The organism is Nesterenkonia natronophila (genome assembly GCF_003595215.1).
GTDB classification, from domain to species: Bacteria; Actinomycetota; Actinomycetes; order Actinomycetales; family Micrococcaceae; genus Nesterenkonia; species Nesterenkonia natronophila.
In genome coordinates this window covers 509,147-531,851 of record NZ_QYZP01000002.1, presented here as the reverse complement: position 1 = coordinate 531,851, position 22,705 = coordinate 509,147, and the positions used below count along the sequence as shown (strand labels likewise).

General features: G+C 63.2%; 23 protein-coding genes and 2 tRNA genes. 15 read left to right on the top strand and 10 right to left on the bottom strand.

Features of this window, described 5'->3' with window-relative positions:
- Nucleotides 1-114 precede the first annotated feature (114 nt).
- Nucleotides 115-396 (top strand): helix-turn-helix transcriptional regulator, encoded by a 282-nt coding sequence (locus D3250_RS07605; protein WP_119902750.1) that lies wholly within the window; start codon nt 115-117, stop codon nt 394-396.
- Nucleotides 397-424: 28 nt separating this feature from the next.
- Here D3250_RS07605 and D3250_RS11795 read toward each other — a convergent pair whose 3' ends face one another.
- Together D3250_RS11795 and D3250_RS07600 are read right to left on the bottom strand one after the other, a co-directional pair.
- Nucleotides 425-562: a hypothetical protein gene (locus D3250_RS11795; RefSeq protein ID WP_158583102.1), complete on the bottom strand. Its 138-nt coding sequence runs from the start codon at nt 560-562 to the stop codon at nt 425-427.
- A complete protein-coding gene (locus D3250_RS07600; RefSeq protein ID WP_147383504.1) occupies nt 562-1,404 on the bottom strand; it encodes a hypothetical protein in 843 nt (280 codons plus the stop codon). The genes D3250_RS11795 and D3250_RS07600 overlap by 1 nt, the downstream gene beginning before the upstream one ends.
- A 95-nt stretch (nt 1,405-1,499) precedes the next feature.
- Here D3250_RS07600 and D3250_RS07595 point away from each other — a divergent pair, with 95 nt between their 5' ends.
- The gene (locus tag D3250_RS07595; protein ID WP_119902748.1) at nt 1,500-2,909 is read left to right on the top strand and encodes a phosphomannomutase/phosphoglucomutase; all 1,410 of its coding nucleotides are present in this window, start codon (nt 1,500-1,502) and stop codon (nt 2,907-2,909) included.
- 22 nt (nt 2,910-2,931) lie between these two features.
- On the opposite strand, the gene D3250_RS07590 is transcribed toward D3250_RS07595, so the two are convergent.
- From D3250_RS07590 to D3250_RS07580, 3 genes are all read right to left on the bottom strand, one after another.
- Nucleotides 2,932-3,378, bottom strand: a complete 447-nt coding sequence (locus D3250_RS07590; RefSeq protein WP_119902747.1) for an SRPBCC family protein — start codon at nt 3,376-3,378, stop codon at nt 2,932-2,934.
- A 42-nt stretch (nt 3,379-3,420) separates the two neighbouring features.
- Nucleotides 3,421-5,250, bottom strand: a complete 1,830-nt coding sequence (locus D3250_RS07585) for a phosphoenolpyruvate carboxykinase (GTP) (RefSeq protein WP_119903043.1) — start codon at nt 5,248-5,250, stop codon at nt 3,421-3,423.
- Nucleotides 5,251-5,510: 260 nt separating this feature from the next.
- The gene (locus tag D3250_RS07580) at nt 5,511-6,674 is read right to left on the bottom strand and encodes an ATP-grasp domain-containing protein (protein WP_158583101.1); all 1,164 of its coding nucleotides are present in this window, start codon (nt 6,672-6,674) and stop codon (nt 5,511-5,513) included.
- 226 nt (nt 6,675-6,900) lie between these two features.
- Here D3250_RS07580 and D3250_RS11790 point away from each other — a divergent pair, with 226 nt between their 5' ends.
- The 3 genes from D3250_RS11790 to D3250_RS07565 are packed head-to-tail and all read left to right on the top strand — an operon-like array spanning nt 6,901 to nt 8,189.
- Nucleotides 6,901-7,263 (top strand): DUF2267 domain-containing protein, encoded by a 363-nt coding sequence (locus D3250_RS11790; protein ID WP_158583100.1) that lies wholly within the window; start codon nt 6,901-6,903, stop codon nt 7,261-7,263.
- 14 nt (nt 7,264-7,277) lie between these two features.
- Complete coding sequence (locus tag D3250_RS07570; RefSeq protein WP_119902745.1) at nt 7,278-7,739, top strand: hypothetical protein; 462 nt, start codon at nt 7,278-7,280, stop codon at nt 7,737-7,739.
- A gap of 24 nt (nt 7,740-7,763) precedes the next feature.
- A complete protein-coding gene (locus D3250_RS07565) occupies nt 7,764-8,189 on the top strand; it encodes a DUF302 domain-containing protein (RefSeq protein ID WP_119902744.1) in 426 nt (141 codons plus the stop codon).
- 98 nt (nt 8,190-8,287) lie between these two features.
- On the opposite strand, the gene D3250_RS07560 is transcribed toward D3250_RS07565, so the two are convergent.
- Nucleotides 8,288-8,791 carry a MarR family winged helix-turn-helix transcriptional regulator gene (locus D3250_RS07560; RefSeq protein ID WP_119902743.1) on the bottom strand — a complete coding sequence of 168 codons (504 nt, stop codon included), beginning with the start codon at nt 8,789-8,791 and terminating at the stop codon, nt 8,288-8,290.
- Between the two features lie 396 nt (nt 8,792-9,187).
- Between D3250_RS07560 and D3250_RS07555 the strand changes: the two genes are divergently transcribed.
- Nucleotides 9,188-9,502 (top strand): hypothetical protein, encoded by a 315-nt coding sequence (locus D3250_RS07555; protein ID WP_119902742.1) that lies wholly within the window; start codon nt 9,188-9,190, stop codon nt 9,500-9,502.
- Nucleotides 9,503-9,549: 47 nt separating this feature from the next.
- The gene (locus D3250_RS07550) at nt 9,550-11,508 is read left to right on the top strand and encodes a M64 family metallopeptidase (RefSeq protein WP_158583099.1); all 1,959 of its coding nucleotides are present in this window, start codon (nt 9,550-9,552) and stop codon (nt 11,506-11,508) included.
- 98 nt (nt 11,509-11,606) lie between these two features.
- Here D3250_RS07550 and D3250_RS07545 read toward each other — a convergent pair.
- The 4 genes from D3250_RS07545 to upp form a co-directional block, all read right to left on the bottom strand.
- Nucleotides 11,607-11,683: transfer RNA gene (locus tag D3250_RS07545), tRNA-Arg, on the bottom strand.
- A gap of 95 nt (nt 11,684-11,778) precedes the next feature.
- Nucleotides 11,779-12,297 carry a SixA phosphatase family protein gene (locus D3250_RS07540; RefSeq protein WP_119903041.1) on the bottom strand — a complete coding sequence of 173 codons (519 nt, stop codon included), beginning with the start codon at nt 12,295-12,297 and terminating at the stop codon, nt 11,779-11,781.
- Nucleotides 12,298-12,300: 3 nt separating this feature from the next.
- A complete protein-coding gene (locus tag D3250_RS07535; RefSeq protein ID WP_119902740.1) occupies nt 12,301-13,086 on the bottom strand; it encodes a winged helix-turn-helix domain-containing protein in 786 nt (261 codons plus the stop codon).
- Between the two features lie 141 nt (nt 13,087-13,227).
- The gene (gene upp, locus D3250_RS07530; protein WP_119902739.1) at nt 13,228-13,863 is read right to left on the bottom strand and encodes a uracil phosphoribosyltransferase; all 636 of its coding nucleotides are present in this window, start codon (nt 13,861-13,863) and stop codon (nt 13,228-13,230) included.
- Nucleotides 13,864-13,906: 43 nt separating this feature from the next.
- Here upp and tadA point away from each other — a divergent pair, with 43 nt between their 5' ends.
- The 8 genes from tadA to D3250_RS07490 all read left to right on the top strand — a co-directional run bounded on the left by tadA (nt 13,907) and on the right by D3250_RS07490 (nt 22,699).
- Nucleotides 13,907-14,383, top strand: coding sequence for a tRNA adenosine(34) deaminase TadA (gene tadA, locus D3250_RS07525; RefSeq protein ID WP_264080523.1), 477 nt, complete (start codon nt 13,907-13,909; stop codon nt 14,381-14,383).
- Nucleotides 14,384-14,440: 57 nt separating this feature from the next.
- A tRNA-Ser gene (locus tag D3250_RS07520) sits at nt 14,441-14,528 on the top strand.
- 68 nt (nt 14,529-14,596) lie between these two features.
- Nucleotides 14,597-15,055, top strand: coding sequence for a 23S rRNA (pseudouridine(1915)-N(3))-methyltransferase RlmH (locus D3250_RS07515; protein ID WP_119902737.1), 459 nt, complete (start codon nt 14,597-14,599; stop codon nt 15,053-15,055).
- The gene (locus D3250_RS07510; RefSeq protein ID WP_119902736.1) at nt 15,048-15,719 is read left to right on the top strand and encodes an NADPH-dependent F420 reductase; all 672 of its coding nucleotides are present in this window, start codon (nt 15,048-15,050) and stop codon (nt 15,717-15,719) included. Before D3250_RS07515 ends, D3250_RS07510 begins: the two co-directional genes overlap by 8 nt.
- Nucleotides 15,720-15,763: 44 nt before the next feature.
- Entirely contained in the window at nt 15,764-20,374 is a 4,611-nt protein-coding gene (locus D3250_RS07505) for an ATP-dependent helicase (protein ID WP_119902735.1), read from the top strand.
- Between the two features lie 86 nt (nt 20,375-20,460).
- Nucleotides 20,461-21,021 carry a VOC family protein gene (locus D3250_RS07500; RefSeq protein ID WP_158583098.1) on the top strand — a complete coding sequence of 187 codons (561 nt, stop codon included), beginning with the start codon at nt 20,461-20,463 and terminating at the stop codon, nt 21,019-21,021.
- Entirely contained in the window at nt 20,987-22,078 is a 1,092-nt protein-coding gene (locus D3250_RS07495) for a pseudouridine synthase (RefSeq protein WP_119902733.1), read from the top strand. The genes D3250_RS07500 and D3250_RS07495 overlap by 35 nt, the downstream gene beginning before the upstream one ends.
- 18 nt (nt 22,079-22,096) lie before the next feature.
- The gene (locus D3250_RS07490; RefSeq protein ID WP_119902732.1) at nt 22,097-22,699 is read left to right on the top strand and encodes a DedA family protein; all 603 of its coding nucleotides are present in this window, start codon (nt 22,097-22,099) and stop codon (nt 22,697-22,699) included.
- Nucleotides 22,700-22,705: the final 6 nt, after the last annotated feature.

Below are 22,705 nucleotides of genomic sequence, written 5' to 3'. Positions count from 1 at the left end.
TGAGTCCTTCCAGGAGTGTTCTTCACAAGGGGGCGCAGGGTGGGCCCACCAAGGACATAGAATACACGACATTTGTTTCATGCATAGCGTGTCGTATGTGAGTTATGCTGAAGTATGCCTGACTGGACGTTCCTCACTAATCATGCCCACGTGCTCATCTGCGTGGCCCGGGACCCCGGTCTGCTGGTGCGCGAGATAGCTCACCAGGTGGGCATCACCGAACGCGCCGCACAGCGGATTTTGGCAGAACTCATTGCTGCCGGGTACCTCGATCGAGAGCGTGACGGACGCCGGAATCGATACCGGGTCCATCCGGAACTGCCGCTGCGCCATCCTCTGGAGCGCCATCACCGAGTCGGAGAACTACTCACCGCGCTCAACGACGAGGCTGAATAAGCGCATCCGGGACTAGCGGCCAACCGGATCAGTTCTGGTGGGGGTCCTGTCTCTGAGCCCTGCGCGCGGCGTTCTTCCGGTTGTTCGCCATGATGGAACCCAGGAAGACCAGCAGCATAAAGGTCAGGCCGATCATGATCACTGCAGTCAGCTGAAGAGCACTCATCAGTCCTGATTCTTGAAGACAACTAGGAAACGGTGGGCTTCTTCCGTGGTCAGCGGCGAGTTCGCAGCGAGCAAGTCCGCCGCCTGGTCAACGTGGTCATCACGGAGCAGTGCGTAAAGCTGATCGTGGACCCACGGCTCCAGGTCCTCGTGTGAGAGGGTGATCTTCTCATCCCCGCGCTGAACCTCCAGGTGGAATCCAGCCTGCTCATCTGCGGCAGCCCAGTCCTCAGGGATGGTGAGCTCCTGATCCGGGTCAAAGCCGGAGGCCTCCATCAGCTCGCGGGCCCGGGCATCGATCTCATCATCGTCGCCATCTGTGGTGGGCTTCTGCCCGCTTGGGATGTCGGGAACGTTGGACGAGTTCTCGCCCACGATCTCGCCGGTGTTGGGGTCAGCCTCAGCCAAGGGAGCCTCCTCAGATGCACCTGAGGATCCGGCGTCGTCCCTCACCTCATCAATAGCGTCCTCAAGGTACTCGTCACTGACGCCTTCACCGCCGGAGTCGTCCTTATTGAGGTTGAACCCCTCCTGGAAGCGGATCTCTGAAGAGTTTGGCTGCGGAAAGCGGAACAGTGCCTGGACGGCTATCACGCAGTCCTGGACTGAGGCGCCGGTGGCCTGCTTGAAGACCATCATGGCTCGCTTGGCGTCCTCGGCGGCGATCGCCTGGTACACAGCTTTGTGCTGGTCATCGTTCAGTGCCAAAGCGGCCTGGCGAGCCGTCTCAGGGGTGATTTCCTGTTGAATGCGGTTGTTCATCTTCTGCGCCTGGCGCTGCATCATGGACCGCACGAACAGGAAAACCACCAGCCCGAGGACTAAGAGCATAAGGATCTCCATAGAACCCAGTGTACGCATTGCGCCGGCACCTGGTCAGACTTCACTGCCGGGACCGTGGTGTTGACTCCGGGAGGGGCTCCTCCCGGCCGTAGGATATGCCCGTGACTATTGAGCTTTCTGATTCATTCAAGGCCTATGACGTCCGCGGGATCGTGGGCGAGACCATCACCGCTGAGTCGGTGCGGGCAGTCGGCGCCGCTTTCGTCGACGTTTTGGAGCTCACCGGGCAGCGGGTGCTGGTGGGCGGGGATATGCGACCCTCCTCAGCCGAGTTTGCACGCAGCTTCGCCGAAGGGGCCATGCTCCGCGGTGCTGACGTGACCGACCTGGGACTGATCTCCACCGATATGCTCTACTACGCCTCCGGGACGGCTAACGCACCCGGGGTGGTCTTTACCGCCAGTCACAACCCTGCCGGCTACAACGGGATGAAGATGTCCCGGGCAGGCGCGGTGCCACTGAGTGCAGAGAGCGGGTTGGAGGACATCCGCGCCGCCGCGCAGGCCTACCTGGACTCCGGTGAGATCCGCCCATACGACGCCGCCGGCAGCCTGAAAACCGCAGACCTCCTCACCGACTACGCCGGATACCTCCGCACGCGGGTGGACCTCTCCGGGATTCGGCCGCTGAAAGTGGCGGTCGATGCTGGAAATGGGATGGCGGGAATGACCACACCTGCAGTGCTCGGCAGCGAGCGCCTGGAAGAGCTGCCGCTGGAGATCATCCCGCTGTACTTTGAGCTCGACGGCACGTTCCCGAACCACCCAGCCAATCCTTTGGAGCCGGAGAACCTGCGTGATCTGCAGCGTGCGGTGCTCGACCATGGGGCGGACATCGGCCTGGCCTTCGACGGTGACGCTGACCGCTGTTTCGTCATCGATGAGCAGGGCGAGCCCGTCTCCCCCTCCGCGGTCACCGCGCTGGTGGCCCGCCGGGAGATTGGCCGGGCCCGCGCCGCGGGCGAGGAGCAGCCTGCCATCATTCACAACCTCATCACCTCCCGAGCCGTCCCGGAGTTGGTGGAACGTGAGGGAGGGCGCGCTGTAGAAACCCGTGTGGGGCACTCCTACATCAAGGCCGTCATGGCTCAGGAGTCCGCAGTGTTCGGAGGTGAGCACTCCGCGCACTATTACTTCAGAGACTTCTTCAACGCCGACACCGGCATGCTTGCCGCCATGCACGTGCTGGCGGCCCTGGGTGGGCAGGATCGGGGACTCCACGAGCTCGCGGCTGAGTACAACCCCTACGTCGCCTCAGGAGAGATCAACTCTGAGGTGGAGGACAAGGCCGGGGCGATGGAGCGGCTGGCAGAGACCTTCGACCGTGACGGCGCGCTGCTGTCGAGGATGGATGGACTAACGGTCAGTGCCGGTGACGGCACATGGTGGTTCAATGTGCGCCCGTCCAATACGGAGCCGTTTCTGCGGTTCAACGGCGAGGCTCACAGTGCCCAGACCATGCGGTCGGTACGCGATGAGGCGCTGCGTCTGATCCGGCGGCACTGAGCCGCGAGCACTGATCTGGGGGTCAGGCCCGGGTGGCTACTGCTTTGAGCCGCTCGATGGAGGCTGCCAAGTAGGACTCGTTGATGCTGCGGGCACGTTCCATTCGCGTCTGGTCGGTCAGGTCGGTCCAGTCATAGGTGTGGGTGACCTCAGTGGTTCCGTCACTGCGTTCGTCCAGCTGCCACCTCCACAGGTGCCCAGCAGGGGCCTCCCCTTCCGAAGCAGGCTTCCACGCAATCAGCCGGTTCTGAGCGAACTCGACGATGTGATTGTCCCTCACCTTCCCATTGGTCAGCCGCACGGTGAATACATCCCCCACAGCGGTCACGCGCTGGCCCGGTTCGGCTTTGCCGACATTGTCGTTACCGTCCCACTCGGGCTGCTTCGAGGGCTCCGCGATCAGCTCGAAAATCCGCGCCGCGGAAGCATCGATAGTGGCATGGGCTTGTACAACCTGCTGCTCTGTCATGCCTCCAAGAGTACCGTCGGTAGTGTTGAGCGGCACCCGGGGTCAGCGCAACCGCCCACGCAGCTCCTCCAGCTCGGCGCGGATGCTCTCCGGTAGGGAGTCACCGAACTGATCGAACCAGGTCTCGATTTCGGCCAACTCCTTGTTCCACTCGGCAGGGTCCACTTTGAGCGCGTCCTCGATGTCCTCGTCACTGACGTCGAGGCCAGCGAGGTCAAGTCCCTCCGGGGTGGGGGTGTGGCCAATCGGTGTTTCCACCGCATCGCCCGTTCCTTCGATGCGCTCTACGATCCACTTCAGCACCCGGGTGTTCTCTGCGAATCCGGGCCATGCGATACGGCCGTCACGGTTGCGGCGGAACCAGTTGACCAGGAAGATCTTGGGCAGCTTCTCTGGGGACGCGGCGGAGGAGACCTCTACCCAGTGTTTGAGGTAATCACCGGCGTCATACCCGATGAAGGGCAGCATGGCCATCGGGTCCCGGCGCGCGGTGCCGATCTGACCCTCCGCGGCAGCCGTGGTCTCGGACGAGAGCGTGGCCCCGAAGAAAATCCCGTGGTTCCAATCCCGGGCTTCGGTCACCAGCGGCACAGTGGTCTTGCGCCGGCCGCCGAAGAGGATGGCATCGAGTTTCACTCCGTTGGGTTCGAAGTACTCCGGTGCCAGCATGTCGGTCTGATCGATCGGCGTGCAGAACCGGGCATTGGGATGGGCCGCGGGCCGATCCGAGTCCGGCGTCCAGTCATTCCCCTGCCAGTCGATCAGATGATCGGGCGTCTCCTCGGTCATGCCCTCCCACCACACGCCGCCGTCATCGGTCAGCGCGCAGTTGGTGAAGACGGAGTTGCCCTTGGCTATGGCGCGCATGGCGTTGGCATTGGTGTGCCACCCCGTGCCAGGAGCCACACCGAAGTAGCCAGCCTCGGGGTTCATCACCCTGAACTCGCCGTTCTTGCCAGGGCGCATCCAGCTGATGTCATCACCGAGCGTCTCGGCCTTCCACCCCTCCAGGGTGGGGTCGATCAGCGCCAGGTTAGTCTTTCCGCAGGCTGAGGGGAACGCCCCGGAGATGTAGTAACTCTTCTGCTCAGGGCTGGTGAGCTTCAGGATGAGCATGTGCTCCGCCAGCCACCCTTCATCACGGGCCATGACGGAGGCGATGCGCAGCGCGTAGCACTTCTTGCCTAGGAGCGCGTTTCCGCCGTATCCGGAGCCGAAGGACCAGATCTCGCGGGATTCGGGGAAGTGCACTATGTACTTGTCCTCATTGCACGGCCACGGCACATCTTCCTCGCCGGGCTTGAGCGGGGCGCCCACCGAGTGCACCGCCGGGACGAAGAACGCGTCGAGCTCCTCCATCTTGCGCAGCACATCAGTGCCGATGCGCGCCATGATCCGCATGGACGTCACTACATAAGCCGAATCGGTGATTTCGACGCCGAACTTGGGGTCATCGGCCTCGAGGTGGCCCATCACGAAGGGAATGACGTACATGGTCCGGCCCTGCATGGCCCCTTGGAAGACTCCATTGAGGGTCTCCCGCATCTCTTGGGGATCCACCCAGTTGTTGGTGAAACCGGCGTCGCGCTCCTTCTCGGAACAGATGAACGTCCGTGACTCCACCCGGGCAACATCGGCCGGATCGGAGAAGGCTGCGAAGGAATTGGGGAAATCCGGACTGGTCAGGCGAGTCAGGGTTCCGGCGTCCACGAGGTGGTCAGTGAGCTTGGTGTGCTCCTCTGCCGAGCCGTCTACCCAGTGAATGTTCTCCGGCTGGGTCAGCTTGGCGATCTCGTTGACGAAGTCGATGAGTTTCTGGTGAGTGGTAGGGGCACTCTCCGCATTGCCCCTGAGCTTTTCACCGGGCTCCATTGCAACGGTGTTCACTGTGTTTCCCTCCATTGGGTGACAGACGTTTCATGTATACCCTGAACGGCGAATCATGCCGGACGTGGTGGGACCGCTAACCGCCTAAGGCCCCTCGCTCGAACGTCATTGTCCGCGCGCACCCCGAACTTGCACTCAGCTTCGTCGTACAGGTGTAGACAGCGCTCACTCTATCGCTCAAATGTCACAATTAGGTGAACACGGCCTCTAAATGTTGCAGGTATCACCTGGATGCAGTCTCACCGTCACTTCAACTGACGGTTCTTCCACCAGCGGAGCCGACGCCGGATGACCCTGAGTTTTCTGCGCATCTGTGAAGTGACCCCGGGATCCGGCGTCTTCTCAGGAGGAGGTGCCGTCTTCAACGCTGCAGTAGGTTTCTGCGGAACACTTGCGGGGAACATGGCATCCAACAACATGCCTGCCGCATCTCTGCTTTGCCCGACCCAGGGATAATGATGGCCGGTGATCATCGCACTGCTGTTGACCTCGAGAACATACGGCTGCTCGCCATTGCCTTCGCGGGGAAGGAGCATATCGATCCCGGCGACGCGCAACCCAGGGATGGCTTTCGCCACGGATTCTGCCATGCGGATCTCTTCTGCGGTCAGCTCATCGGTAGCGTCCACGCCGTCTCCCCCGCTGTGCACATTGGAGTTGGGGCGCAGCCAGACCTGCTGCCCCTCCCCTGGAACGGATTCGAGGCTCAGCTGCTGTTTCTGCAGCTCCTTGAGCACCACGGCATCGATAGGGATCTGGTAGTGCACCGGATTCTGTGATTCAGTGCGCAGCCTATTCTTCTCCTCCACCAACTCTGCGACCGTGGAGACCCCGTCTCCGATCACATTGGCCGGTACGCGACGGGCTGCGGCAGCGACTTTGCCGTAGACCAGCAGCACCCGGTGCTCCACACCTTCGACGAATCGCTCTACGAGGATGTACTCCGACTGGGAGGCCACGTCCTCGAAGGCTTTCTTGAAGTCGGAGAACTCCGTGATGTTGACGTGCACCGAGGCGCCCATCCCCTCATTGGGCGGCTTCACCACCACAGGCAGCTGATGAGCTGCCCAGCTCCATGCTTCCTGCAACTGATGGTCCCCAAATGCGACGTTCTCCGGGGCACGTATTCCCTTGTTGAGCAGGAGCCGGCTCGTGACGTCTTTGTAGCGGGTGCAGCGGCGGGCGAGGGTGTCATTGAGATTGGAACGAGCGCCGTCGAACCATACACGACGCTTACCCACCTTCATGGTGAGCCGACGCTTAGCGTCCCCGGAGATGGGCACACCCTTGGCCATGGCCCGGTTGGCCAGCAGGGTGGCAGTGAGGCCACCTTTGATGTCGTGCTTGACCAAGTACTTGTGCGTTTCAGCTAGATCCACGACCGTTTCCTTCACTGTCCGCTTACTCATCGGCGCCCGAATAAGGCCAGCCCGGAGCCTTTCGAGGAAGACTGTACAGGGCGACACCCTGCAGTTGCGCGCTGTGCGACCCGAATCAGCCGCGCGTCGGGAGTGCCGGATGAGGGAATCCAGGGGGAAAGGGCAGGTTGCAGCTGACCCCGGCCCAGCCGGTAGCGTGGCAAATCCCTGCATAACCGTACAGATCAACAAGGAGGCTGAATTGCAGACTGAAGAGATGGACACTTTGATTCAGGATCGTGCCGGACTGGAATCCGCGGACCAGGCACACCAGGCCGGTACTGCGGTTCTGAGTGAGCTCGGCCGGCTGGACATCGCTTCAGAAGGGCGCGACGCCGCTGCTCAGTTGCCCGCCGGGTACAAAGAGGCTCTCGCTAGCGAGGGCGGCTCCGCTGAGCCGGTGACTAAGGACGAGTTCCTCAGCCGGGTCGAGTCCGCGCTGGAGATGGACCGCGAGGCCGCGGCACAGGTGGCCCACGCGGCGATAGCTACCGCTGCCGATGCCGTCACCCCCGGTGAGCGGGTGTCATTCGTGAACGCGCTGCCCTCAGAGATCTCCGCTCTGGCCACCTGGAGCTGAGAATAGGAAGAGCAATGACACATACGGAGCCAGATGTCGACCTGACTGACCCGGTCCGCTCTGCTACCTCGGAGCGGGTGCTAGCCGACCTGGATCGGGAGATCCTCGAGCGCGTTGAACGTTACGCCGGAAAGCCGGCGGCGGAGATCTCCGATCGCATCGACCAGCTGGAGGACGAATGGGACATCGAACGTGTCCTTGAGCTCAACGCTTCGTCATTGGCCTTCCTGGGAACGGCGCTCGGCGTCACCGTGAGTAGGAAGTGGCTGCTGCTGCCGGGCACAGTGCTGCCCTTCCTCTTTCAGCATGCTGTTCAGGGCTGGTGCCCCCCGGTGGCCCTCTTCCGGCGCATGGGAGTACGCACCCAGAAAGAGATCGAGCTGGAGAAGTACGCACTGAAAGTCCTTAGGGGGGACTTTGACTCTCCTGCCGATGAACTCGACGCTGAGGGCGCCCTCCGCAGAGCCACGCGCTAAGCACCCCTGGAAAGGAACCCACTCATGTCCTACACCCGCAGCATTACGATCCCTCTGCCTTACACCCAAGCTATTGAACGAACGCGTGAGTCCTTGGCAGAACAGGGGTTCGGCATCTTGAGTGAGATCGACGTCAAGGCGACCTTTGAGCGGAAGCTGGGCGCAGAGTCCGCAGAAGCCCTTGGCGACTACGTGATCCTGGGTGCCTGCAATCCGGGGCTGGCCAGCAAAGCGCTCGCTGCCGAACCTCAGCTGGGCGCACTGCTGCCCTGCAACGTGGTGGTCCGGCGCAGCAGCCAGGACGATCAGACGATTGTCGAGGCCGTTGATCCCCAAACCCTGGTCCAGCTCAGTGACGCTCCCCAGGTCCGCGAGGTGGCCGACGACGCTGAGACGCGGCTGCGCGCGGCACTGGCGTCACTCGAAAGCGGCACCTCCGACACTGCATGAGAGCAGCGTGCGGTCCGCGTCCGCCTCTCCGCAGGGCTTCGCAGTGAATTGAGACTCCACGGGCCCACCGACAATCGTAGCGGCTGGAACTAGCCCCCTCAGGTGGGCGCCGGGCCGTCTACATGAGTGGAGCCGAAGACTCTGCCCTCAGGATCCAATTGACCCAGCAGCGCTTCTGCAATCTCCGATAGCTGTCTCACCTGCTCAGGTGAAAGACGGTCCAGCACAAGCCGGCGCACATTCTCTACGTGGCCCGGGGCCGCTCGCACCACTTTTTCCCAGCCCGCGTCGGTGAGAGTCACGTTCTTAGCTCGGCGATCCTCCGAACAGGTAGCTCGCTTCACCAGACCCGCCTTCTCCAAGCCGGTCAGCACCCGTGAAAGCCTGGGAAGGGTGGCGTTCGTGAGGGCGGCCAGGGCAGTGATCCGAAGGGTTCGCTCCGGAGCCTCGGACAGGGATGCCAAGGCGAAGTACTCGAAATGCGTCAGCTCCGAGTCGCGTAACAGCTGAGAGTCAAGGGCCCCTGGCAGCAATTCGAGCACAGCGGCAGCGCGCAGCCAGGCTGTCTGCTCCTCCTCACTGAGCCAGCGTGTGTCTGTCATCTCAACACTCCTCTTATGATTGCATCTACAACAAACTCTACTGCAGGAACCGTCACGTGACCATTCACCGCGATCTAGTTGACGGACCCAACCACCCATTGGGTGTTCGACACCCCGGATCATGGCCTGCATTCCCCTGAGACGAAAAGAGCCCCACCGGGGGCTGCCCGGTAGGGCTTCGTTCCGCTGTATCAGCTCCAGGCGCTGTGCCGGGTATCAACTCCAACCAAGCGCGGCCACTGAATTGACGTAACGTGACTGTCGTCACATTACCGCCCGGCTGACTTCGAGTCAAAACGACACGCAGTGAAAAACTCCAGGTCAGAAGTAGGGCCAAAGGTTCCACGAAGCGCTATTGTTAGTTCGCTCACAGTCCAATAACTCTAGGGGCAACCAATGGCAGCCAAACTCATTCTCCGCACCGACACCGAACGGTTCACGGCAGAGATGCCGACTCCTCAGTGTGAACTGATTGCAACCATTATCGGCCTGAGACTTGGACGCGGTCTGCCCACACCTTTTCTGATGGAGTCCGCCGACGGCGATCGATCACAGCATTTGGAGATCACCACCGCTGGTGACTACTCGGTGCACTTTGGGCCAGAAGGAGGCTCAACTGTTCCCACAGAACGCCTCGTCCAGGACGCCACAGAGTCCGACCAATACATTGACGATGGTGGTTACATTCGGGTCACCACCGAGGATCTGTAGTCTCACACCAGCCGCAGTCAGCTATGTTCGGCCTGGCAGGAGGTCCGATGTCCACACAGAGCCAAGACATTCGGTGGCTCAACGGGTTCCTCCAGTCGCTGTGGCCGGCCGCCTCCGAACTCATCGGAGCTGAGTTCAGCCATGCGGCAGTCACCGCATTCAATCGTGTTGAAATCGACTCGGTGCCTCCAGCCCCACCGGCCCCGGGCCCTACCCCCAGGAGAGACCCGGCGCGACCACCGGACGCAGAAAGTGGCCCATCGCCAAGAGTCGCTGACCTGGTCTCTGCGAAGAAGGCGATACGCCGGTACCGCCGGACCATGAACCTGCGGTTCAGAGCAGTGACCGATGAGCTTGGACGGACTCTGAAAGTCACCCTGCGCATGAGCCGTTCAAGCACCCGGATCCATCTGAGGCCCCCGCCGCAGTTCCGGGCGACCGGTCCTGAATCGATCACTGCATACTTCCCACCCCTGGACGCTGACCGCCATCACTTGAGGACCAGGATCAGCACACTGGGAAAGGTGGGTGAAGCGGTAGGACTGCGCATCAGAGTAGACGCATACCTGCGGCTGCGGGTGAGATTGTCGGCGGACGAAGCTCCTGTGGTGAGCATAGATAAGCCAGTTCTCGCCACAGACCGGCGAGGAGCGATAGCCCAGTCGCTGCATCAGTGGAAGGACGAAGTCAAAGCGAAGGTCACCGACAACGCACTGCACGAGAAACTGGGGTTCCTCAGCACTGCTCGATACGATCCTGTGGCGGCCCGAACCACCCGGCCTCGACGCATCTTTCCTGACCGCGGCGTGCTGCCCGACGGGATAAACCTCGTGCTAGTGCCTGACGGTTTCAACCCCGAAGACCATAACCTGTTTGACGCCTATGTGCAGGCTGTCCGCGACCGCCTGTACCAGCCCGACGACGAACGGGTGAACGAACCGTTCCACAGTTTCAGATCGGTGCTGCATCTGTGGGAGCTGCGGCCCGACCAGCGCCGGGACGGAGACTTCGTCGTCGGGGCGCATGCGGTCGGTTCCGGGTACGCCGCTTGCCTGGGCAATCTCGCGCGACTGGCCGCCATCGGCAGATCGGCCGAGGAGGCGACGTCCGGGACGACGATCCTAGTCTTCATCGCCCACCGACGGGCCGCACAGTTCGACCAGGCCCGCGCTGCGGGCCGGAAGGTGCGGGCCATGGCGATGGGCAACGTTGTGCTGTTGCCACTGCGCGAGAATCATGACGTGCGAGCATTCGCCAACCTGCTGCTTCACGAACTGGGCCACACCGTACTGGGAAACCTCGCCGACGAGTACGACGAGAACAAACACGAGACGTACCGTGGCCAGCAGCGGCTCGCCCCGAACCTCGAGAGCGAACCCGTGCGCCGGCCCGGTCCGGGTGCTCACTCCTTGAGGTTCACGAAATGGGAGGAGTGGATACGCAATCCCGAGCATCTTCCTGTGTGGAATCAGCACCCGATCATCGGTGTAGAGGGTGGAGGTTACTACGGTCGGGGGATCTGGCGCCCCGCGCAGGACTGCGCAATGAACTCAGGCCAGAACGCCGACATGGCCCAATTCTGCGCGGTCTGCAGGGAGCAGGTAACCCGTACCATGTGCGGCCTGCTCCCACCGGGGCGATTTCTCCTCCGGATCAGTGACGCGACTCGAGACGCCGAGCTGCTCATGGTCGAACCGGTAACACCCGACCGGACCCTCATCAGAGAGCAGCTGCGAGTTACGGTCGGCGCGACCGCCGAAATTCAGGTCGGCTTGCTGGCCGGAACGCTGCCAGAGCCTTGGACAATCTCGACACACTTGAAGGGGGCCGGCAGACTGCAGAGTCCGCGGGACCACAGGTTCATCGAGGGCGCTGTGGCACCACCCCGAGCTTGGTCCTTTCGGGGGCAGGTGGGGGACCTGCTGACCATGAAGATCAACTCTGGCTGCCCATTCACACCATCGGACGAGACACCGCAGTACACGATCGAGCTGGAGTGCAGGTGAGCGGCAGGGCCAGTCTCAAATGCCGCGAGAGGAGTTGCCTAGCACGAAGAAACCCCCTCCAACCGCTAGCTTCAGGGGATGGAGAGGGTTTCTCTATGTGGTGCGCCCATAGGGATTCGAACCCCAGACCTTCGGTTCCGTAGACCGACGCTCTATCCAGCTGAGCTATAGGCGCATCATCCTAAATCCTCACGTTACCGTGAGTTGGACCTTGACGATACTACACGCGCATCTCGGAGTGAACCAAATCCACTCCCTCAGGCTGAATCCTCAGCGGCCGGGCTCTGCAGTGACGAACTCGGTCAGCGCGGCGTCGCGCCCGTCCAACTTAGCCCAGGGCTTGCGCACCTTGAACCGAGCGAGCCCACCCGGGGGCCACTGCGCAGCCATGTCCAGCGCCGCCTCCTCATCCGACTCTGCGCTGGTCAGCCTCATACTCAGCTCCTGCACCCCGGGCATATGGGCGATCACCAACAGCGTGTTGGCGGTTTCGGGGGTTTCGTTGATGACCGAGCACAGCTGAGTCGCAGACCCCAGGTACATGCGGTCATCCAGCTGGGCTGTAGGTGCCTGGTCTCCCAGCTCGTGGGCGATCCAGATGCTGGTCTGGCGGGTGCGCATGGCAGAGGACACCAACGTGACCTCAGGGATGCAAGGCGACTGCCGCAACCACCTGCCCATCTTGCGGGCCTGGGCCTGACCGTGCTCGGTCAAGGTGCGTGAGAAGTCGTCGTCGGAGAAGCTATGCCCCGCCTCAGCATGGCGGAGCACCAACAGCGTCTTGGACATCACTCAAATGCTGTACTCAGGCGCGGCCCACACCGTCACCTCTGGGTGCTCGTAGAAGCGGTATCCTTGGCCGCGCACCGTGCGCACCGTGTTGGCCAGCCGCCCGAGCTTGGACCGCAGTCGGCGGATGTGGACATCAATCGTGCGTTCATTGGGCATCTGCTCCACATCTACGTGGCGCCACAGCCGCTGCAACAGCTCCTCCCGGCCCACAGTGCGGGAAGAGCTCTCCACAAGGTAGTTCAGCAGTTCGAACTCTTTGTACGTGAGGTTGAGGTTCTCCCCATCGAGCTGAACCTCCCGCCGGGCCAGGTCAATCAGCACTCCCGAGGCGGAGTAGGACGCCGGAGGCACGCTGGGGGAAACAGACTGTTCCGGCTGCACCCTACCGGCCACAGTCGGGTCCCCCAATGCCTGGCGGACCACCTCAAGATCTGCTCCCTCTGCGGCGGGGGAAGCCATTGCCATAGCAATGTGGACCTGCGATTCAGGAGCGATGTGTTCCACGTAGTCGCGCAGCTCTGTAGCGATGCGGTGCAGCGAGGTGCCCTCAGCTTTGGCGGTGTCCTCATCCAGACCCACGTAGACCACGAATCCGCGGGCCACTACGTCGGGGTGGACTGTGCCATTGTTCGCCGCAAGCACCTGGATGGGGGCCGTGCGTGGGTGACCGTTCGCACCTGCGGAGCCGTTGCGCATTTTGCGAGCCAGCTCAGCACGCCGGGCAGCGTTCCTCACTGAAACGTGAACGTACCCTGGATTTTGGGCCTTACTGAGCGGTGCGGACATTAGAATCGTGACTCTTCCTGGCTAGTTGCCGGGTTACGGGCCCTCTCAGGATGTCCGTAATATTTCATGAATGCAAGTAACATAACGCCGAAAATTTCATATAGTGAGACTTTGTGCAACTCATGTGGCACAACTCACGTACTATTCTGCGAGACCGTAGAGCCTATCCCCCGCGTCACCCAATCCGGGCACGATGTATGCCTTCTCATTGAGCTTCTGATCGATCGCAGCGACGAACAGCTCAATGTCACGATCTCCGACTTCATCCTCCAACCGTTTGATGCCCTCCGGCGCCGCCAACAGACAGATACAGGTGATCTTGGCTGCCCCGGCGCGCTCCAAGAATCGAATAGCCTCCACCAAGGTCCCACCGGTGGCGAGCATGGGGTCCAGCACAAACACATGACGGCCGGTCAGATCGTCAGGAAGCCGCTCCGCATAGGTGACGATGTCCAGCGTCTCCTCATCCCTGGCCATCCCCAAGAAGCCGACTTCCGCAGTTGGGATCATGGCAGTCATCCCGTCGAGCATGCCCAATCCGGCTCGTAGAATCGGCACCACGAGGGGCTTAGGGCCGGCGAGGCGGGTGCCGACCATCTGTGTCACAGGGGTCTCAATCTGCGCATCCTCGGTGGGAAGCGAGCTCGAGGCCTCATATCCCAGCAGCGACACCAGCTCCCGGGTGAGGTCCCGGAACGTGTTGGACGGTGTCTCCACCCGGCGGAGTTGAGTGAGTTTGTGGTCGACAAGTGGGTGTGAGACGGCGTGAGTGCGCATGGACTCAAGGTACCAGCGCACGCACGGCAGTATCGTGTGATGAGTGAGCTTCTCCCCCAGGAACCCGCGGACGCAGCACCAACTAATGGGCCAGTGCCTGGATCTGGCCGCCCAGGCGCCGACTTATGGTGATGTGCCAGTCGGCGCGGCGGTGCTCAGCGCCGACGGGGTAGTGCTCGGCACCGGGTTCAACACCCGCGAACGCGATTCCGACCCCACCGGCCATGCTGAGCTCAACGCCCTGCGCGCCGCCGCGGCGGGGATGGGATCCTGGCGGCTGGACGGCTGCACCCTGGTGGTCACGTTGGAACCCTGCACCATGTGCGCCGGGGCCATCAGCCAATCCAGAATCTCTACGGTCATCTTCGGAGCTTGGGACAAGAAAGCAGGAGGCGCCGGCAGCGTTTTCGACATCCTGCGCGAACCTCGCCTGAACCACTGGGTGGAGATTCAGCCGGGCGTCAGAGCTGAGGAGTGCAGCGCACTTCTGACTACGTTCTTCGCAGACCAACGCCGGTGAGGCCCTTACAGTCCCGCACAAACTGGTAGCATGGCGAGGCGCGAATTCGTGCGAAAAGGTAGCGTGTCCGAGCGGCCGAAGGTGCAGCACTCGAAATGCTGTGTAGGGTAACCCCCTACCGTGGGTTCAAATCCCACCGCTACCGCGTTCTGACGGCCCCGCAGACCCCAGACGTCTCGGGGCCGTTGCCCTTTCTGCCCGGAGAGGCCAGCAATGAGCACAACTGTTCTTGCGATCGGCAAGAAGCATGAAGCGTGGGTTGCTGATGGGATCGCCCGGTACGGCAAACGACTCCGTAAGCCCTTCGACCTCAGCTGGCGCCTGCTCCCCCACTCATCCAAAGAGCACGACGCCGCCCGCGCGGAGGAATCTGCCAAGGTGCTCCACGCCCTGAAACCCCACCAGCACGTCATCCTGCTGGATGAACGCGGCACCAACCTCTCCTCCCCCGAGCTGTCATACCACCTGCAGCGGCAGTACGACGCAGGCACCGAGGTGGTCATGGTCATAGGCGGAGCCTTTGGGGTGAATGAGGAGCTGCACAGCCGGGCGAACCTCACCTGGTCTCTGAGCCGCTTGGTCTTCCCGCACCAGCTGGTCCGCATGATCCTCACGGAGCAGCTTTACCGCGCGCAGGAGATCAGCGCAGGACGGGCATACCACCATGTCTGAGCAGGCTGTGGTGGGCGTCCTCGGCGCTGGGCGGGCAGGAACTGCCTTCGCAAGGGTCATGCTGCGTGTCGGCATCGACGTGGACCTGTGCTCTACCCGACCCCCTAGGGCCCTTCAGCACCACCTGAAGATCTACGCGCCCGGTGCTCTGGCCGTCTGGCCCGAACAGGTCGGGGTCCGGACCGCCCAACAGGGTTCCGGCATCGTGATCCTGGCCGTGCCCCAGGAGGAACTGGACGAGGTGGACCCTGAGTGGCTCAACATCCCGGGCACCGAGTCCCTGATCCTGGTGGATGCCACCAACACCTGGCACGATGAGGAGCTGCCCAGTTGGCTGCAGGCCGCCATCGATGAGCAGCTGCCCTCCTCATACGGCATCGCCGGTCGATTTGGCCGAACCCGAGTCGTCAAAGCCCTCAACCACATCTCCCACCACGACATCGAATCATTCGCCAACCCCGATCTGCCACTGGACCAGCGCCGCGCAGTCGCACTCGCCGGAGACGACGCCGACGCCCGTGGTCACGTGATGAGCCTATTGGCGCAAATGGGATTTGACCCAGTCTCATTAGGTGGTTTGGCCGCCGGGCAACCCATAGAACCGGGTGGCCCGCTCTTCGACCGGCCGCTGCGCCGCGAGGAGATCCTCCGCTTTGCCAGGTGAGGCAGCCGCTGGCCGTCTCGGTGGGTGGTTCTAGAGTGGAGCCCATGGCCCTTGACCAGTTCTCGGAGGCAACCCGGACGTGGTTCTCCGCCTCCTTCGGCGCGCCCACTGCGGCACAGGCCGGAGCGTGGGACGCCATCGCCCAAGGCAGGAACGCCTTGGTGGTGGCACCCACGGGTTCGGGGAAGACTCTCTCTGCATTTCTGTGGTCCATCGACCGCCTCATGGGGCAGCCCAGTAACGACGGCGCTGCAGCCTCAACTGCTGGCACCACGGTCCTCTACATCTCCCCGCTGAAGGCGCTGGGTGCCGATATCGAGCGGAATCTGCGCAGCCCACTGGTCGGTATCGGGCACACCGCAAGACGGCTCGGCGCCACCCCCCGTGAGGTCACGGTGGGGGTACGCACCGGAGACACCAGCTCCAAGGAGCGTCGAGATCTGGTGCGGTACCCCCCCGACATCCTGATCACCACCCCTGAATCGCTCTACCTGATGCTGACCTCGCAGGCCCGCCGGACACTGAGTTCGGTGGACACGGTGATTGTGGACGAGATTCACGCGCTGGCCGGCACCAAACGGGGGGCCCATCTTGCCGTGTCCCTCGAGCGGCTCGGTGACCTGCAGGCGGCCGAGAACACTGCCGGCCCAGCCCAACGCATCGGTCTCTCCGCCACCGTGGAGCCCCGGCAGGAGGTCGCCCGCTTCCTGGGCGGACGCCAACCGGTGGAGGTGATCGCTCCGCCCTCGGAGAAGAAGTGGGACATCACCGTCTCGGTCCCAGTGCCCGATATGGCCTCGCCCACTGTTGAGCCTTCCGAGGGCGGCGAAGGCGCCCCGCTGCAGCCCTCCATTTGGCCGCACGTGGAACACCGGGTGGTGGACCTCATCTCATCCAACCGTTCCACGATCGTCTTCGTAAATTCCCGACGCCTGGCGGAGAAGCTCACCGGCCGGGTCAACGAGATCAGTGCAGAGCGCGAACAAGCCGAAGTTCCCGAGGCACAGGCTGAGGAGCAGGCGGAGCCGTCAGCGTTGGCCAAGGCCCACCACGGGTCAGTGTCAAAGGAGCAGCGCAAGCAGATTGAAGACGACCTGAAGTCCGGTCGACTGCGCTGTGTGGTCGCTACCAGCTCCCTGGAACTGGGAATCGACATGGGCGCGGTGGACCTGGTCATTCAGGTGGAGGCCCCCCATGCGGTCTCCTCCGGCCTGCAGCGGCTGGGACGGGCAGGCCACCAGGTCGGTGAAGTCTCCGTGGGGTGGTTCTTTCCCAAGCACCGCGGTGACCTGCTCAGCTCAAGCGTCGTCGTAGAGCGGATGCTCTCTGGCCGGATCGAGGCGCTGAAGATTCCGCGCAGCCCACTCGACATTCTGGCTCAGCAGACAATCGCAGCTGCGGCCATGGACGCTCTGGATGTGGAGAAGTGGTTCGAGGCGGTGCGCAGGTCCGCGCCCTTTGCCTCCCTTCCGCGCTCAGCCTATGAGGCCACGCTAGACCTGTTGGCTGGAAAGTACCCCTCGGACCGGTTCGCTGACCTGCGGCCGCGCATCGTGTGGGATCGCGACGCTGGAACCCTCACCGGCCGTCCCGGCGCACAGCGTCTGGCGGTCACCTCCGGGGGCACCATCCCAGACCGGGGACTGTTTGGGGTGTACCTGGTGGGAGCGGAGAACACTCGCACCGGGGGCCGACGGGTGGGTGAACTCGATGAAGAGATGGTCTACGAATCCCGCATTGGAGACGTATTCGCCCTCGGAGCCACCAGCTGGCGGATCGAGGAGATCACCTTCGACCGGGTCCTGGTGTCCCCGGCATTCGGCCAGCCGGCCAGCCTGCCGTTTTGGCGCGGCGATGGGATAGGCCGGCCCGCCGAGCTCGGTGAGGCCTTGGGTGCGTTCACCCGTGAGATACACGCGGCCACCGCACAGGAAGCCACCGAGCGGCTGACCAGACTCGGCTTGGACCAGTGGGCGCAGGACAATCTGGTGCGCTATTTGGCCGATCAGCATGACGCTGTCGGAACGGTTCCCTCCGACCGCACCCTGGTGCTGGAGCAGACCAAGGATGAGCTCGGTGATTGGCGGATCATCCTGCACTCTCCCTACGGCATGCAGATCCACGCACCCTGGGCGCTGGCGGTCGGTGAGCGGCTGCACGAGCGTTACGGTCTGGACGGCGCGGCCTTCGCCTCGGACGATGGGATCGTGTTGCGGGTCCCCATGATGGACGATGAGCCGCCGGGTGCGGAACTGTTCACCTTTGAGCCCGATGAGCTGGAGGACCTGGTGATCCGCCGGGTCTCCAGCTCCGCACTGTTCGCCGGGCGGTTCCGCGAATCCGCGGCTCGGGCCCTGCTGCTGCCACGCACCCGCCCGGGGCAGCGCACGCCGCTGTGGCAGCAGCGTCAGCGGTCCTCGCAGCTGCTGGAAGTCGCGCACCAGTACTCGGACTTCCCCATGATCATGGAGACCATGCGGGAAGTACTGCAAGACGTCTACGACCTTCCCGCCCTGGATGCGCTCACCCGCAGACTCGCCCAGCGCACCGTGCGAATGGTGGAGGCCACCACTCACACTCCCTCACCGTTCGCCCAGTCCATTGTGTTCGGCTACATCGCCCAATACCTCTATGAGGGTGACTCGCCGCTCGCCGAACGTCGCGCCGCGGCCCTGAGTGTGGATCCCACACTGCTGAATGAGCTGCTGGGCCGGGTGGAGCTCCGGGAGTTCCTTGACGCTGACGTCATCATCCACGCCGAGGCTTACGCCCAGCGGATGACTCCCGAGCGACGTTTGCCGGTCACGAATTCGCGTGGCCCTGAGAGCGTCGCTGATCTGCTGCGGCTGCTCGGTCCCCTAACCGCAGAACACCTGGCGCTGCGGCTGCGGGCCACCGATGACGCCGACGCCGCCAGCGTCACTGCGGCAGAGGCCCGGGAGTATGCTGAGCAGTTGGTCACCTCCCAACGTGCCCTCCCCGTGACGTTTCAGGGCGAACCGCGATTTGCAGCCGTTGAAGACGCCGCCAGGCTGCGCGACGGACTTGGTGTCAATATCCCGCCAGGTGTTCCACAGACATTCCTCGAACCCGTGGGGAATCCACTCGGTGACCTGATCGGGCGGTTCGCGCGCACCCATGGGCCCTTCACGCCGGACCAAGTAAGCCGAGCATTGGGCCTTCCAATCGCGGTAGTGATTGATGTGCTGCGCCGCCTGGTACAGGAGTCCCGGGTAGTCGAGGGTCTGTTCACCCCAGAGGCTGCGGCGGAGGCCGAGTATGTGGACGCGGAGATGCTCCGCCGCATCCGCCGCCGGTCACTGGCGGCTCTGCGGGCCGCAGTGGAGCCCGTTCCTCCCCGGGCCTACGCGCAGCTGCTTGCTGAATGGCAGTTAACCACACCCTCAACCCAGGTCAGGGGCCAGACCGGGTTGGCCGAAGTGCTCGCCCAACTCGCCGGTTTGCCCGCCCCGGCGAGCGCCTGGGAATCCTTCATCCTCCCGGCGCGGGTGAGTGATTACTCCTCCACCATGCTGGACTCGCTTCTAGCCAGTGGGGAGTTCCTCACCAGCGGCCACGGTGCGCTCAGCGGACATGACGGCTGGTTGGCGTTCTATCCCGCCGAGGAGGCCGCCCTGATTGGAGCGGGACGGGAGGTACCTGCCCTCGAAGGGCTCGCAGCTGAGGTCTTCCAGGTGCTGGAGCGCGGAGGCGCGTGGTTTCCTGAAGCTATCGCGGCTCAACTTGAGAACGTCGCTGTGCTGGCTTGTCAGCAGGCGCTCTGGGAGCTGTTCTGGGCCGGGCGCGTCCACCCGGACAGCTACGCGCCGGTGCGCTCCTTCATGGGCGGCGGGTCCACCGCGCACAAGGCCAAACCCTCCACCAAGAGTCGCCGTGTCTCGCGGCGCACTGCGCTGCGCCAGGCTGTCGCCGCTGCACGGGGTCCTGCGCAGACGCCATCCGGGGGCCGTTGGCAGGTGGTCTCCACCACTGCGGTCCCAGCCACGGAGGTCGCCCACGCCCGGGCAGAGATCCTGCTCGACCGCTACGGCGTACTCACAAGGGGATCAGTAATGGCTGAACAGACCCCAGGCGGCTTTGCCGGAGTGTACAAAGTTTTGGCCGCCGCAGAGGAGGCCGGGCGTGTGCGGCGCGGCTACTTCATAGAACATCTGGGGGCAGCGCAGTTCACCGTCAGCTCCACCATCGACCGGCTCAGAGACATCTCCGAGCAGCTCGAACGTGCAGAAGACCCCTACGCGGAACGGACCAGCGCACCGATAGCCCTGGCCGCCACCGACCCAGCCAATCCATTCGGCGCAGCCTTAGACTGGCCTGCCGTCCCCGCAACCGAGGGCGAACCCGCCACCAAGGCTCGTCCGGGGCGGAAAGCCGGTGCCGTCGTCGTGATCACCGGTGGGGAGCTGGTGCTGTACATGGAGCGCGGGGGGCGGACTATGCTGCTCTACACACCGGACCCAGAAGTCAGCGACGCCGCCGCCGGAGCGCTGGTGAAGGCACTGACCCGAGCCAGGTCCTCGAAGCTCGCCGTGGAGCGGATCAACGGTGAACCCGTCCTGCACCACCCATTCGGCCAGTCACTGAGAACCGCCGGGTTCCACTCCACACCATCGGGCCTACGGCTCTCCCCCTGACTCTTCAGGCCCAGCTCCGGGGCCGTGCGGGAAACCTGCATTCAACGCCCATGCTCATGAGCTAACCTGACCCAATGATTCTGTGTATGCCATTCATGATGTTCCAGGGCCGAGCCCAGGAAGCCATCGACCTTTACCTCGCCACGTTTCCCGACGCTCAACTTCTGGAGATCATGCATCATCCGGAAGGCACAGAGATCTTCGATCCAGAAGCCGCCAACGGAGGCGGGACTGGGCCCGGCTCAGCCAACCAGTCACCGGCCGGCGCTCCGGATGACACGGCGGCTATGGAGGCCGTCGTGGACTGGGACAAGACCCTGGTTGCCACCGCACAGCTGCAGGTCGGCGGCCAGATCTTGATGATTCAGGACTCCCTGGTCAAGCACGCTTTCGATTTCACGCCTTCGATGTCTATGGCCGTGGTGGTCGACACCGAAGAGGAGTTTCACCGAATCACCGACTCTCTGGTGAATCAGGGCGAGTACTTGATGGAGCCCGGTGACTACGACTTCGCCCAGAACTTCGCCTGGGTGCAGGATCGTTTCGGGATGACTTGGCAGATCAACCATCCCCGCGGGGCGCCGAACCCTCTCGACTCGGACTCCGCAGCCAATGTGGCCCAGTCCAAAGCTCCTGAGTGGAGCTGACCACCTCCCCGTGCCGCAGAAGTCTCCACTTCCGGTCCGCAACGGCGTCAACGCCACTAGGCTGCGGGTCCCTCCTACGGGGCCATGGACAACAATTCACGCGTATGTGCAGGAGACATTCGGGCATATAGACCCGGCTGGCATCACCGCTCGCTTCCGCGACGGTGAGGTGGTCGACGCCGCGGGTGTGCCCCTGAGCACCGAAAGCCCGCTCGGCGCCGCGGAGTTCATCTGGTACTACCGTTCGCTGCCTGCGGAATCCCCGCTGCCAGTGCAGGAGGAGATCCTCTGCGAGGATGAACACCTGCTGGTGGTGGACAAACCGCACTTTCTGCCGACAACTCCCGCTGGCCGCTACGTTCAGGAATCTCTCCTGGTGAGACTGCGCCACCGGCTGAACATGCCAGATCTGGTGCCTATCCACCGGTTGGACCGTGGGACAGCAGGCGTAGTGATCTTCGCTAAGAATCCGAAGACCCGCGGCGCCTACCAGCTGCTTTTTGAGAACCGCAAGGTGAACAAGACCTACGAATGTGTCAGCGCGCTCAACGACGACCCCAGAGCGCTAGCCGCCCGCTTCCCGCTGACGGTCCGCAACCGGATAGAGAAGATCAAAGGTGTGGTGGTCAGCCAGCTCAACAGCTACGACGCCGCCGACTCCGGGCGACGCCCCCAGGACCACTGGCACCGAGCGAAGGGGCGGCGACGCACCGACCCCGTTCCAGGAGCCAACTCCTCCTCGCGCATCGAACTTCTCCAACACGGCCCCTCGCTGCGGCTCCCCGCGGCACCGCCGGTCGGGCTCTTCCGGCTGACACCCCATACGGGCAAGACCCATCAGCTGCGCATCCATATGGCGATGCTCGGACTCGGCATTCTGCACGACCGGTTCTACCCGGACCTGTGGGACGACGCGCCGGACGACTTCAGCACGCCCCTGCAGCTGCTGGCCCAGAGTCTGAGCTTCACCGACCCACTCTCTGGCGCGCCGCGCCTGTTCACCTCTACCCGTAGACTGGAGTACGCCCCGGTCACAAGGGACTCGGCGGTTTCGTAGGAGCACAAGAGGGGAACGATGGTCGAGTTATTCGACGACTGGGGCGTGTGGCTGTTGCCACTGCAAGCATTCTTTGTGGCATTGACCGCCTTGGTCCCTCTGTTCCCCTCTGAGGTGATGGTGATCGCCTCAGGCGCGATGGCATCAGCAGGGCTCCTACCATTGACTTGGGTCATGATCGCGACAACGCTGGGATGCCTGGCTGGCGACGTAATCCTCTATACGCTATGCCGTTACCAACTCGTTCGACTGCTTTACCGGTGGCGGTGGGGGCGGCGGCTGCATCGGGTCATGGTGCGGGCCTCGATTCGGGCGGGCAGTGCTACCACCTGGACCGGTTTGCTGCTTATTCGTTGGATACCCGGCGGACGCGCCGCATCGATGGCTTCCGCCGGGATGATGCGTCTGCCCTGGCGCCAGGCTGCTGGGCTCGCCCTGCTGGGCTCCGTGATCTGGAGCGGCTGGCTGGTCGGCTTAGGTTACATTACGGGAACAACTACCAACCTACCCACGTGGGCGAGCACCCTGACCGCCATTGGTATCGGTACGCTGGTGGCGCTGATTGTTGCGCTGCGGGTCTCGAGGCGTCATGCTCGCAGCCAGACTTCAGTGAGAGCATAATCAATT